The 12,873-nt window shown below is 66.2% G+C and carries 12 protein-coding genes; 8 read left to right on the plus strand and 4 right to left on the minus strand.

Annotation, left to right across the window (positions count from 1 at the left end):
• Positions 1-152: 152 nt before the first annotated feature.
• A complete protein-coding gene (locus IFS44_RS22755) occupies positions 153-1,430 on the plus strand; it encodes an EAL domain-containing protein (protein WP_192097685.1) in 1,278 nt (425 codons plus the stop codon).
• A gap of 126 nt (positions 1,431-1,556) precedes the next feature.
• Positions 1,557-2,891: a hypothetical protein gene (locus tag IFS44_RS04645; RefSeq protein WP_192097686.1), complete on the plus strand. Its 1,335-nt coding sequence runs from the start codon at positions 1,557-1,559 to the stop codon at positions 2,889-2,891.
• A gap of 212 nt (positions 2,892-3,103) precedes the next feature.
• Here the strand turns inward: IFS44_RS04645 and rplL are convergent, their stop codons facing one another.
• Positions 3,104-3,478: a 50S ribosomal protein L7/L12 gene (gene rplL, locus IFS44_RS04650; protein ID WP_031392842.1), complete on the minus strand. Its 375-nt coding sequence runs from the start codon at positions 3,476-3,478 to the stop codon at positions 3,104-3,106.
• Between the two features lie 64 nt (positions 3,479-3,542).
• A complete protein-coding gene (gene rplJ / locus IFS44_RS04655) occupies positions 3,543-4,058 on the minus strand; it encodes a 50S ribosomal protein L10 (protein ID WP_031392843.1) in 516 nt (171 codons plus the stop codon).
• Positions 4,059-4,460: 402 nt separating this feature from the next.
• Here rplJ and IFS44_RS04660 point away from each other — a divergent pair, with 402 nt between their 5' ends.
• A complete protein-coding gene (locus IFS44_RS04660) occupies positions 4,461-6,965 on the plus strand; it encodes a PhoX family protein (RefSeq protein ID WP_192097687.1) in 2,505 nt (834 codons plus the stop codon).
• A 95-nt stretch (positions 6,966-7,060) separates the two neighbouring features.
• Complete coding sequence (locus IFS44_RS04665) at positions 7,061-7,915, plus strand: oxidoreductase (RefSeq protein ID WP_192097688.1); 855 nt, start codon at positions 7,061-7,063, stop codon at positions 7,913-7,915.
• 84 nt (positions 7,916-7,999) lie between these two features.
• Here IFS44_RS04665 and rplA read toward each other — a convergent pair whose 3' ends face one another.
• Complete coding sequence (gene rplA / locus IFS44_RS04670; protein ID WP_031439626.1) at positions 8,000-8,692, minus strand: 50S ribosomal protein L1; 693 nt, start codon at positions 8,690-8,692, stop codon at positions 8,000-8,002.
• 4 nt (positions 8,693-8,696) lie between these two features.
• On the minus strand, positions 8,697-9,128 hold the full coding sequence (gene rplK / locus IFS44_RS04675; RefSeq protein WP_031392847.1) for a 50S ribosomal protein L11: 432 nt from the start codon (positions 9,126-9,128) through the stop codon (positions 8,697-8,699).
• 447 nt (positions 9,129-9,575) lie between these two features.
• Here rplK and IFS44_RS04680 point away from each other — a divergent pair, with 447 nt between their 5' ends.
• The 4 genes from IFS44_RS04680 (at position 9,576) to IFS44_RS22135 (ending at position 12,873) form a co-directional block, all read left to right on the plus strand.
• Positions 9,576-9,965, plus strand: a complete 390-nt coding sequence (locus tag IFS44_RS04680; RefSeq protein ID WP_056674699.1) for a hypothetical protein — start codon at positions 9,576-9,578, stop codon at positions 9,963-9,965.
• A gap of 122 nt (positions 9,966-10,087) precedes the next feature.
• Positions 10,088-11,467, plus strand: a complete 1,380-nt coding sequence (locus IFS44_RS04685; protein WP_192097689.1) for a sensor domain-containing diguanylate cyclase — start codon at positions 10,088-10,090, stop codon at positions 11,465-11,467.
• A gap of 5 nt (positions 11,468-11,472) precedes the next feature.
• Positions 11,473-12,282, plus strand: a complete 810-nt coding sequence (locus tag IFS44_RS22130) for a methyl-accepting chemotaxis protein (protein ID WP_244649929.1) — start codon at positions 11,473-11,475, stop codon at positions 12,280-12,282.
• A 9-nt stretch (positions 12,283-12,291) separates the two neighbouring features.
• The gene (locus IFS44_RS22135; protein ID WP_342366356.1) at positions 12,292-12,873 is read left to right on the plus strand and encodes a methyl-accepting chemotaxis protein; all 582 of its coding nucleotides are present in this window, start codon (positions 12,292-12,294) and stop codon (positions 12,871-12,873) included.

Raw genomic sequence — 12,873 nt, forward strand, 5'->3', positions numbered from 1 at the left:
CTGATCAGGATTAGTAGATACCAATTGGCTACCGGGATTGAATCCGCCGCACGGCGGGGCCTTGCCGGTGTCGTTCAGCCGTCATTCGTCAGCGTCCACCCTATTGCCGAGTTCACGCCCATGTCGATAGCCGCCCGGTCGGACCCGTCCGCGTGAGCGCCGATCCCAGTCTGGCGCCCCCACCGGGTGCGGCAGCAGGTTTCGGCCTGGGGCTGGCAAGCCCGGCCTCCGCTTATCTGCCTGTGGCGGGGGAGGGGCGCGCCGTGCTGCCGCGATTGCTGTTCGTCCATGCCGCCGATGCGGCATCGTGCCAGGCGCATGCCGAGCTCCGGTCGCGCGGCTATGCCGTCGCCTGGATCGGCCATGCGGCGGAGATCGCGGCGGGAACGGCGTTCGCGCCTGACGTCGTGATTGCCGACGCGCAATCGCGGGGCGACGATCTGATCACCGTGCTCGATCAGATCGGGCACGACGGCCGGATCTGCCCGGTGATCGAGTTGCGGCCGCCGGGCGAATATCCGTCCGCCGTCCTCGGCGAGGCGATGATCGGCGAGCATCCGCTCGTCGGGTCGCTCGAGCGGACCTACAAGATCGGCGCACTCACCGCGATCCTCGCGTCGCTCGCGACCGGAACGGGCCGGTCGGAAGACGCTGCGGGCGACCGGCGCATGATCGCGGCGCTGCTTGCAGGATCGCGGCTGCTGCCGAACCTGCATTACGAGTTCCTGCCCAAGATCGACCTGACGACCGATCAGGTTGCCGGCTATGAAGCGCTCGCCCGGCTGCGCAACATCCCGGGGGTGAACCCCGAATGGCTGTTCGCCGCGATGACTGACGCGGGGATCGAGGCGGCAGCGACGATGAAGGCGGTCACCGCCGCGCTCGACCTCTGGCTTGCGCTGAGCGTCGAGCAACGGTCCGCGCCGGTCGCGATCAACTGCAGCCAAGCGGTGCTGGCCGATCCGGTGTTCCAGGCGGCGCTGGGCGATGAACTGCGCCGACGCGGCGTCGCGTCGAACGGGCCGGGACGGGGCGTCCTGATCATCGAGATCACCGAGGATGCCCGGCCGGTCGATACCCAGCGGCTGGTCCGCGACATGAACGGGTTGCGCGATCTGGGCGTGGTGTTCTCGCTCGACGATTTCGGCAAGGGGGCGACGAATTTCGATCGCGTCTTCACGTTGCCGATCGCCGAGCTGAAGATCGACAAGGACTTTTTCGGCCATTGCGCACGGCACGTGCACGAACTCGGCATCCTGCGCGAGGTCGTCCGGTCCTGCCACGCGCGGGGGCTGAGCACGGTCGTCGAGGGGGTCGAGACCGAAGAGCATCTCGCGATCGCCTGTGACCTGGGCGCTCGCTGTGCACAGGGCTTCTACTGGGGGCGGCCGATGGCGGCGGGGAGCTTCGCGCACGTCCGCGTGATCTGAAGGCCAGCAGTTCGCGATGCGGACGATCATCTGGTCGCCCTCGCGGCGCGGCTCATCGCATGGCGGCTTGCCGCCGCGACCCGTTCGGCCTCCCCGCGCTAGCGTTGCAGGAGGGAATTTTCGACGATGAGCATACAATGGCGCCGCGCGCTTCTGATCGTGCCGGCTGGCCTGGCGCTGGCGCCGCCCGCGGTCGCGCAGGAGGCGGGCCAGACGTCGGACGCCGCGTCGCAGCAGTCGACCCCACCGGCGCCCGCCGGAACGGTTCGCGGGCTCGAGCCGCTACAGGCCCGCGACACGGGGACGGCAGCGGTTCCCGTACCCGATACGCCGCGACTGGTTCTGCCGGCTCCGACGACCGCGGAAGCGCCAACGCGCAGCCGCACCCCCGCGCGGGCGCCGGCGACACGCAGTGCAGACCCGGATACGCCGAGGGCCGCGCGGGTCGATGCCGCGACGGCGTCCAGGCGTGCGACCGAGGCCGTGCCGTCGGTCGCACCGCGGGACGCAGCGGACAGTCGGGTGGATTCGGCACCCGCATCGACCGTCACCCCGGTGGCGACCACGCCGGCACCAGCCGTTCCGGCAACCACCGCGAGCCCCGAAGTCGCCCCCGCCGTCGCGCCGTCCTCCGCTTCCAACGAACGCACGATCGCCGCGCCACAGCAGGGCAGGGCGATGCCGTTCTGGCTGTGGCTGGCGGTCATTCCGATCGTCGTCATTGCGCTGTGGTTGCTGCGCAGGGGGCCGCGTAAACGGCATGATCGGCTGGACTATCACGAGCCCGAACCGCTGATTGACGCCGAAGCACCGCCGGCAAGACCGCTACCCACGCCGGCGCCGGTCCCGCCGAGCCCCGCGCGGGTGGTGACGCCGACCCCGGCAATCGTACCGCCGTCAGCGCCTGAGCCCGCGACGTCGGCAACCCCGCAATTTCTCGACCGGCGTGCGCGCGAGCCGGAGCGGGCGCGTCTGTCGGTCGAGCTGCGCCCGCTTCGTGCTGGACTGAACCTCCTCAGCGCGACGGCTGAATGTGAGCTCGTGGTGACGAACGTCGGCGCAGGCGTCGCGGAGGCGATCCGGGTCCAGGCGGTCCTGCTGAGCGCGCATGCTGGACAGGACGCCGATCTGACGGCGGTGAATGCGGGTCAGGTCGCGCGTCCGGCGACCGCGCCGTTCACGCTCGCGCCGGGCGAGTCACGCACGATCCGGACGGTCTCGGCCATGTCGCGCGAGGCGATCCACAGCATGACCGCGGCCGACCGGCCGATGTTCGTGCCGATCGTCGCGGTCAACATCCGCTATGCCAGCGGGGCGATTGCCGGTCAGACCGCGCGTGCCTGGGCGATCGGTGTTGAGCGGGTCGACTCGGCCAAGCTTGCGCCGTTCTGGCTCGATATCCCCGCGCGCATGTATGACGGGATCGCCGCGCGTCCCCATGCGCCCGCTATCGAAGTCTAGGCGGGCGCAGGCGAGGGGCCGGGTCGCATCGATCCGGCCCCGTCGTTTTCTATCAGGCACGAAAAAAGGGCGACCCCATCGCTGGGGCCGCCCTTTCTTTAGCTGCGGCCAGCAGGGGCAAAGCCCCTGCTTCGTCGGTCGGCATGAATGCCGCCGGCCGGCCTTGCTGGAGTGCGATTTAGCCGAAGCTAAATCGTCTCTCCAGCTGCGGCTTACTTGACCTCGACGGTCGCGCCAGCTGCTTCGAGCTGTGCCTTGATCTTGGCGGCTTCGTCCTTCGACACGCCTTCCTTGACGGCCTTGGGAGCCGACTCGACCAGCGTCTTTGCTTCGGTCAGGCCGAGCGACGTGATCGCGCGGACTTCCTTAATGACGTTGATCTTCTTGCCACCGTCGCCGGTCAGGATGACGTCGAATTCGGTCTGCTCTTCAGCGGCCGGTGCGGCTGCGCCGCCGCCAGCTGCCGGTGCTGCGACCGCTGCTGCGGCCGAAACGCCCCACTTCTCTTCGAGCAGCTTCGAAAGCTCAGCTGCTTCGAGAACGGTCAGTTCGCTCAGGCTCTCAACGAGCGCGTTCAGGTCTGCCATGATAAATCTCCATCTCGGGGCATGTGCCCCATCAGTTCAAAAAGTAACGAAAGAGCCTGCAAGATCAGGCGGCTTCCTTCTCCGCGTAGGCGGAAAGCACGCGCGCGAGCTGCGCTGCCGGAGCCTGCGTGATCGTCGCCAGCTTCGTGGCAGGTGCCACGATGAGGCCGAGGATCTTGGCACGCAGTTCATCCAGCGAGGGCAGCGTTGCGAGCGCCTTCACACCGTCGACGTCGAGGGTCGTCGCGCCCATCGCCCCACCCACGATTTCGAACTTGTCGTTCGTCTTCGCGAATTCCACGGCCACCTTGGCGGCCGCGACGGGATCGATGGAGCTGGCCAGACCGACCGGACCCGTGAGCATGTCGCCCAGCGAGCTGTAGTCGGTGCCGTCCATTGCGATCTTGGCAAGCTTGTTCTTCGAGACCTTGTAGGTCGCGCCGGCGTCGCGCATCTTGTTCCGCAGCACAGTGGACTGTGCGACGGTCAGGCCGAGGTTGCGCGTCACAACGACGACGCCGACCTCGGAGAAGGTGCGGTTCAGCTCGGCTACGGCCGCGGTCTTTTGATCACGATCCATGCCATTCTCCACGTTTTCAGGTTCACCATTTGCACAGTGGACCCGGTTACTAACCGGAGGCGCAGACAAGCCCGCGCTTCCGGGTGTCTCGTCGATGGGGCATGGGAGAGGGCAGGCGCCGGAAGCGCTCCGCAAAATCTCATTCCCCGTCTAGGTGGGAGATTAAGCGCCGGCAAACCCGGTGCACCCACTGTCTCGGACGGAGTTCGGCAAGCGGACCCGCCGAACGAAGCCGCCGCATAGCCGAATCTGTCGCGAAGTCAATCGCCCAGATGCGGTCCGGTGTGTGTCGCGGAACCGTCACGCGACTGACGCGGAGGTGTCTCCGTTCCTTCACCGCACTGCCGCTTTACCCGGCCAAAGCTCCCCGCAGCGGTCAGATCGGCCGATCCGGGGGGACGTATGAAAATTCCGACGAACATGACGATGGCCTATCACGATGGCGATATCGACACGAACACCAGCGCCAATCCGCATCTGAACGATCTGATCGCGGTGCGCTATTCGCGTCGCCAGACGCTGATGGGCGGCCTGTCCGCCGCGACCGCCGCGGTGTTCGGCGGCATGCTGCTCGCGGGTTGCGACGAGGATGACCCGCGGCGTGCGGTGACGGTGCAGGCCGGCGCTTCGGGCGCGACATCGGCAGGCAAGACGGTCACGCTGACGGGCACGGTAGCGTCGGGCAGCGCGACGGGTGTCGCCTGGGCCCAGACCGGCGGCCCGGCCGTGACGCTCGCCAACGCGAACACCGCGACCGCGACCTTCACCGCACCCAGCGTCGCTGCCGACACCACGCTCACCTTCACCTTCACCGGCACCAGCACCGACGGCATCCGCAGCGAGACCTCGACCAGCGTCACGGTCAGCCCGGCGCGGCTCGACTTCACCGCGGTTCCCAAGAGCCTTGCCGACGTCGTCTCGGTGCCGGCCGGCTACAGCGTCACCGTGCTCTACCGCCTGGGCGATCCGATCGCGAGCGGCGTCGGCGCCTATGCCAATGACGGCAGCGACACGAACTTCGCACGCCGTGCGGGCGACCATCATGACGGCATGAGCTATTTCGGGCTGGCCGCGACCGGCAGCACCCACGACGCCAACGGCAACACGCGCGGCCTGCTCGTGCTCAATCACGAGAATATCACCCAGGCCTATCTGCACCCCAATGGCGCGACCAGCACTGGCGGCGCGATCGGTGCGGGCGGTGTCCGCCCCGAGTCCGAGGCGCTGAAGGAGATGGAATGCCACGGCGTCTCGGTGATCGAGATCAGCCGGTCGGCCACCGCCTGGAGCTATGTCCCCGCCTCGGCGCTCAACCGCCGTATCACGCCGCTGACGCCGATGAGCTTCAGTGGTCCGGTCCGCGGCAATGCGCTGCTCAGGACGCGCTATTCGACCGACGGCACGGCGGGCCGCGGGACGATCAACAATTGCGCGAACGGCACGATGCCGTGGCACACCTATCTGACCAACGAGGAGAATTGGGCGGGCTATTTCCGTCGCCAGTTCGGTGACGTCGCTGCGCGGGGCGGGTCGACCGCCAAGCAGAATGTCTCGCTCGCCCGCTATGGTATCCGCGAGACGGCCAACGCCACCACGTTCAACGGCAATTACGGCTGGGCGTCGGTCGTGCCGGCCGATTCCGCCAACACGCTCTATGCGCGCTGGAACGTCACCACGACCGCCGCGACCGATGCCACCGGCGATTTCCGCAACGAGGCGTTCCAATATGGCTGGGTGGTCGAGATCGATCCGTTCGATCCCGCCTCGACCCCGCGCAAGCGCACTGCGCTCGGCCGCATGAACCATGAGGGTTGCGAGATCGGCCGCACGATCGCGGGCGTCAAGCCGGCCTTCTACATGGGCGACGATGCGCAGAACGAATATATCTACAAGTTCGTGTCCGCGACACCCTGGTCGGCGGCAGACGCGACCGCGACCAACCGGCTCGCGATCGGCGACAAATATCTCGACTCGGGCACGCTCTATGTCGCCAAGCTCAACGCCGACGGTTCGGGCCAGTGGCTGCCGCTCGTGTTCGGGCAGGGGCCGCTGACCAGCGCCAATACGACCTATCCCTTTGCGGATCAGGCCGATGTGCTGATCAATGCGCGTCTGGCGGGCGATGTCCTGGGCGCGACCAAGATGGATCGTCCCGAATGGACCGCGGTGAACCCGGCGACGGGCGAGATGTACTGCACGCTGACCAACAACTCGTCGCGCACCGCGGCCAATGTCGATGCGTCGAACCCGCGTGCTTATACCGATCCCAAGACCACCGGTGGCCAGACCACGGGCAACGCCAACGGCCATGTCATCCGTCTGCGCGAGACCGGCGACACGTCGGAGGCGACCGCCTTTACGTGGGACATCTACGCATTCGGTGCGGGCAGCGATCTCGATGCGACCAACATCAACCTGTCGGGGCTCGACGCGACGAACGACTTCTCGTCGCCCGATGGCCTGTGGTTCGGCCTGCCGAGCAATCCGACCGGCAACGTCACGCCGGTGATGTGGATCGAGACCGATGACGGCGCCTATACCGACGTCACCAACTGCATGCTGCTCGCGGCGATCCCGGGCCGTGTCGGCGACGGCGGCACGCGCGCCGTGACGAGCACGCTCGGCGGGACCAGCAACACGGTCACGACGCGGATCGGCAAGGCACCGGCCACGACGCTGCGGCGCTTCCTGGTCGGACCGAAAGAATGTGAGATCACTGGCATTCATTCGACCCCGGATGGCCGCTCGCTGTTCGTCAACATCCAGCATCCTGGCGAGAATGGTGGTCCCACCAACATCACCAGCAGCTGGCCCGCGAACCAGGCCGGCGCGGTCGCGACCCCGTCGCGTCCGCGCTCGTCGACGATCGTCATCACCAAGAACGATGGCGGTATCATCGGGCTGTAAGCAGGGCAGGGGGCGGGTCGCAGAACGGACCCGTCCCCGGCTTTCGGCGTTACCTCCAGCGAACGCATATCCAGCGTATCCGGAAAGGTTCGTCCATGACTCTCCCCGCATCGCCCGTCTGGTTCATCACGGGCTGCTCGACCGGCTTCGGCCGCGATCTCGCAAGGTTGGTGCTCGATCGCGGGTGGCGCGCGGTCGTCACCGCGCGCGATGCAGACCGGGTCGCCGACCTTGTCGAGGGCCATGACGACATCGCGCTCGCCCTCGCGCTCGACGTCAACGATCAGGCGCAGGTCGAGGCGGCGGTCGCAGCGGCCAAGGCCAAGTTCGGCCAGATCGACGTGCTCGTGAACAATGCGGGCTATGGCTATCAGGCGACCGCCGAAGAGGGGGACGAGGCCGAGATCCGTGCCCAGTTCGACACCAATGTGTTCGGGCTGTTCGCGATCACCCGCGCGGTCCTGCCGATCATGCGCGCACAGGGCAGCGGCAACATCGTCAACTTCACCTCGGTCGCCGGGCTCATCGGGTTTCCGGGATCGGGCTATTATGCGGCATCGAAGCACGCGGTCGAGGGCTGGTCCGACTCACTGCTCGCCGAGGTCGGGCCACTGGGCATCGGCGTGACCTGTGTCGAGCCGGGCCCGTTCCGCACGGACTGGGCGGGGCGATCGCTGCGCCAGACGCCAAGCCAGATTGCCGATTATGCCGATACCGCGGGCGCGCGGATGGCGGGAACGAAGGACGTCAGCGGGACGCAGGCCGGGGATCCGGTCCGGGCAGGCGAGGCGATCATCGCCGCGGTCGGCCAGGACGTGCCGCCGCGCCATCTGGTGCTCGGCGCATTCGGCTATGAAGCCGTGACCGCAAAGCTGCGCGAACGGCTCGCCGCGATTGAGGCGGCGCGCGACATCAGCCTGGGTGCAGACTTTCCAGCCGATGCGAGCTGAGCGCACCACGCGGCCCTGACGCAAAAAGGGCCGGGAGATCGCTCTCCCGGCCCTTTTCCTAACACTCGAAAGCGCGAACGCCGATCAGGCGCCGGCGACTTCCGTCGTGTCGACCTTGATCCCGGCACCCATCGTGCTCGAAACCGCGATCTTGCGGACATACTTGCCCTTCGCGCCCGACGGCTTGGCCTTGACCACGGCGTCGACCAGCGCGTCGAAGTTCGCGCGCAGGTCTTCTGCCGGGAACGACGCCTTGCCGATGCCCGAGTGGATGATGCCGGCCTTCTCGACGCGGTATTCGATCTGGCCGCCCTTGGCGTCCTTGACCGCCTGCGCGACGTTCATCGTCACCGTGCCGAGCTTCGGGTTCGGCATCAGGCCCTTGGGGCCCAGAACCTTACCGAGACGACCGACGATGCCCATCATGTCCGGGGTCGCGATGCAGCGATCGAAATCGATCGTGCCACCCTGGATGGTTTCCATCAGGTCTTCCGCGCCGACGACGTCTGCGCCTGCAGCGAGAGCCTCTTCAGCCTTCGCGCCGCGGGCGAACACGCCGACGCGAACGGTCTTGCCGGTGCCCTTGGGCAGCGTCACCACGCCGCGGACCATCTGGTCTGCGTGACGCGGATCGACGCCCAGGTTCAGCGCGACTTCGATCGTCTCGTCGAACTTCGACGTGGCGCCCGAACGTGCGAGCGCGATCGCCTCGTCAATTGCGTGCAGCTTGACGGTGTCGACCGTGACGGCCTTCTGCTTCTTGGTCAGCTTTGCCATGATATCAGCCCTCCACCACTTCGAGGCCCATTGCGCGGGCGCTGCCTTCGATGATCTTCGTCGCAGCGTCGATATCGTTGGCGTTGAGGTCCTTCATCTTCGTCGTGGCGATCTCGCTCAGCTGCGAGCGCTTGATCTTGCCAGCGACGACCTTGCCCGGCTCCTTCGAACCCGACTTGAGACCGGCGGCCTCCTTGATCAGGTACGATGCCGGCGGGGTCTTCGTCTCGAACGAGAACGAGCGATCCGCATAGACCGTGATGACGGTCGGGATCGGCATGCCCTTCTTCAGTTCGCTCGTGCCGGCGTTGAACGCCTTGCAGAACTCCATGATGTTCACGCCGCGCTGACCCAGCGCAGGCCCGATCGGCGGCGCGGGCTTTGCCTCGCCTGCAGGGACCTGCAGCTTGATGTATCCGGTAATCTTTTTAGCCATGTCACTCTCTTGATAGGGGCCGCCCGCATTCGCGCGCACAGCCCGGTTTCGAGTCTAGCGGTACGAACGACGCACGCTCGACGCGCGTCTCCCGCAGGTTCCATCATCAGATGTTGGAAGCTGGCGCGCATAGCCGAGGCGTGCCGCTCGTGCAAGCCCATGCACCGACCAGTGGCTATTGCTGCGCAGGCGCCCGCCATTCCCAGGCGTCGGGACTACCCAGGCGGTCACAGCAACGGCCGACGCCAAGTATGCAACCGATTGCAGTCCGAAAGTCTCCACCTTCATCGCAATGATGCAGATCAGCAAATTTCAAGTTATTCGTACAAGATGATCTAAATCATGAGCGAAAACACAGTAAATGTGGCAAGTCCTGCACGAGGAGAGATTAGGACAGCCATGAGAGCGGCCTTTGATCATGACAGCGGAACATTGAGATTCCTTACAATGGCGCTCGGGCTAGCGCTTGGTTTAATGATCCCGCTTGGATTCATATTGGCATGCTCGCTTATACTTGATCGGCCGGTGACGATACTTATCGTCGGAATTATCGTTGGAATATCCGCAACCTATGCCCTGTCGGTGATCCTGATGCGGCCGTCGAAGCATGACGAGGAACATGTCGGGGACGCCGTTCCCAAGGTTTCGCTTGCCATGATTTGCCTGGCAACGGCGCTGATCGTCTGCGGGTTCAGCATCTATGTGTCCGACCGGCCGCATTATCTTCTCTACCGGGACATGCCCCATATCGCCGCAGCGATGCTGTTCCTCCCCGGCATGCTCATCGGGTCTGGCTGTATCCTCTGCATGATCGCCGGGCGCGCCGTCTCGCGCTAGGCCGCACGGTCCGTAGCTCGGACCGCGCCAAAAAAGTGCCGACACGCCCGGGGCCCCATGGTGCCGGCCTATAATGGAGGCCGGACGTGTCGTTGCACGCCCGTCACTCCGAGAGTTTCGGCATGGATACGAAGATCAGCGTCGCGGACGGCGGCGGCAGATGGGATATGGCGAACGCCCCGTTCGTCGTCGACGCGCTGGCACGTTCGATCCCAACGGTGCAATTCTCGATGGAAGGCGAGGTGCTGGCGGTCAATGATCGCTATCTGCGCATTTTCGGTCGCGAGGCGCAGGACCTGATCGGCGGCCATCACAGCAGCTTCGTCCGGCTGACCGCGGCCGGGACGGCGGACTATGCGACCGTCTGGAACACGCTGCGCAAGGGGCGTCTGATCCAGACCGAGTTCGGCAGCATCGCCAAGGATGGTCGCGAAGTCTGGTTGCAGGCAACCTATATGCCGGTGCTGGACAGCAACGGCGTCCCGCAGCGCGTGTTCAAGCTCGCCAATGATATCACGCATGAGCATCAGCACGCCGCGGACCACATCAAGATGCTCGAGGCGATCTCGCGATCGACCGCGATGATCGAATTCGCGCTCGACGGGACGATCCTGTCCGCCAATCCGCTCTATCTCGCAATCACCGGCTATACCGAGACCGACATTCGCGGTCGGCATCACCGCATGTTCGTGTCCCCCGAGGACGCCTGCGATCCCAGCTATGAGCGATTCTGGGAACGGCTGCGCGAGGGGGAATTCATACGCTCCGAATTCCGCCGGATCGGGCGGGACGGGCGGCCGATCTGGCTGCAGGCGAGCTACAACCCCATCCTTGACGCGTGCGGCCAGCCGACACGGATCGTCAAGATCGCGACCGACATCACCGAATCGGTCGAGCTGCGCCTCGAAAACGCGCATCACGCGTTCAGCGACGCGCTGACCCAGCTTGCCAATCGGCGACGGTTCAACCGGACGCTGGCGGAGGAGGTCCGCCGCGCGATCCGGTCGGGTGACGACCTGTCGCTGATCCTCATCGACATCGATCATTTCAAGCGGTTCAACGATAATCATGGTCATCAGCAGGGCGATGCGTGCCTGCGGATCGTCGCGACCGCCATTCGGTCAGCGGTGCGGCGCGCCAATGATCTGGTCGCGCGTTTCGGCGGCGAGGAATTCGCGGTGCTGCTGCCCAGTGCCGGTGCCGATGTTGCGGCGACCGCGGCGGAAACGATCCGTGCGGCGGTCGAGACGTTGCGCGTCGACCATCAGGACGGGACACGCCCGGTGCTGACCGTCAGCGTGGGTCACGCATCGCTCAGCCGGGATCACCGCAGCGCCGACGTCCTCGCCGATGATCTCGTCGAGCGCGCGGACCGTGCGCTCTACCGGGCCAAGGAAGCCGGCCGCAACACCGTGTGCGACGACCGCGCCATCCACCCGAGGGGCTCCGTGACGCCGCCGTTCCGCGCGCCATTTTCCCGCTCGATCTCTCCCAAAGGATAACCCGAATGCTATGGTTCAAAGCCGACGCGCCTATCCGCCTGAAACTGCTGATCGCCTTTTCCAGCTTCGTCGTTCTGGTCGCCTGCACCGCAATTGCGGGATTGGTCCTTAAGGGCACCGCGCTGATCGGCGCGGGCGTTGCGGCAACGCTGATCGCGGTTGGGCTCGGCTATACCTATCGCGAGATGATCGCAGTGCCCTATGTCACCACCGTCGTTCGTATGGAGGCGCTGGCCGCGGGTGATCTCGAAAGCCCGATCGAGTTCACGAACTTTCGCGATTGCGTCGGCCGCATGACCAAGGCGATGGGAACGTTCCAGGAGAACGCGCGGGTGCAGATTGCGCTGAACGTCGAGGCGTCACGTAACGCCGATGTGGTCAACCGCATGGCGCAGAATTTCAAGCAGGTGGCCGAGGGCAATCTGACTGTCGACATCACCGAGGACTATCCGGCGATCTACGAGGACCTGAAAGCGAACTTCAATATCGCGCTTGCCAGCTTGCGCGACCTGATCCGCTCGGTCGCGCAGGGCGCCTCCAGGATCCAGATCGGCTCGGGCGAGATTGCGCAGGCGTCCGAGGATCTGGCGCGGCGAACCGAGAGCACCGCGGCGAGCCTGGAGGAGACGTCGGCGGCGATCCATCAGATGGACAATCGCCTGAAGGATACCGCGCAGGGCGCGACGCGGTCGGTGGCGACCTCCGAGCAGGCGCTGAGCGCGCTCGATCATGGACGCCACAAGACCGACACGGCGGTCCAGGCGATGGAGCGCGTCAGCGACAGTGCCAAGGGGATCGACAGCGTCATCGAGTGACTCGACAAGATCGCGTTCCAGACCCGCGTCCTGGCGATGAACGCGGCGGTCGAGGCGGGACGCGCAGGCGATGCCGGACGCGGCTTTGCGGTGGTCGCGGATCTGGTGTCCGCGCTGGCGATGCGGGCCGAGGAGGAGGCCAAGCGTGCGCGTAACCAGCTGACCGTGACGCAGGTCGATATCGGCGCGGCGGTCGACGCGGTGCAACTTGTCGATCAGGCGCTGTCGGGGATCGTCGCCTCGGGGCGTGAGGCGGCGGATATTTCGCGGCAGATCGCGACCGACAACCAGGCGCAGGCGCTCGCGATCACCGAGGTGAGCGCCGCGGTCGGCAGCATGGACCAGGCGACGCAGAAGAACGCGGCGATGGTCGAGCAGACGTCCGCCGCGGCGCGGCAGCTCGCGCAGGAGGTCCAGCTGCTCGCGCAGCACGCGCAACGCTTCGTCGTCGATGGCGGTGGGGTCCGGCAGGCGGCACCGGCCTCGGCGGCGCAGGCGGCAACGGGGGGACGCGACCATTATACGCTGGCGAGCGATACCCGGCGGCTGCCCGCCTCGGCGATCACCGCGCTGACCCGGCCGAGCTGGTAG

Origin of the sequence: Sphingomonas sp. CFBP 13706, from assembly GCF_014842355.1 — a bacterium.
GTDB classification, from domain to species: Bacteria; Pseudomonadota; Alphaproteobacteria; order Sphingomonadales; family Sphingomonadaceae; genus Sphingomonas; species Sphingomonas aerolata.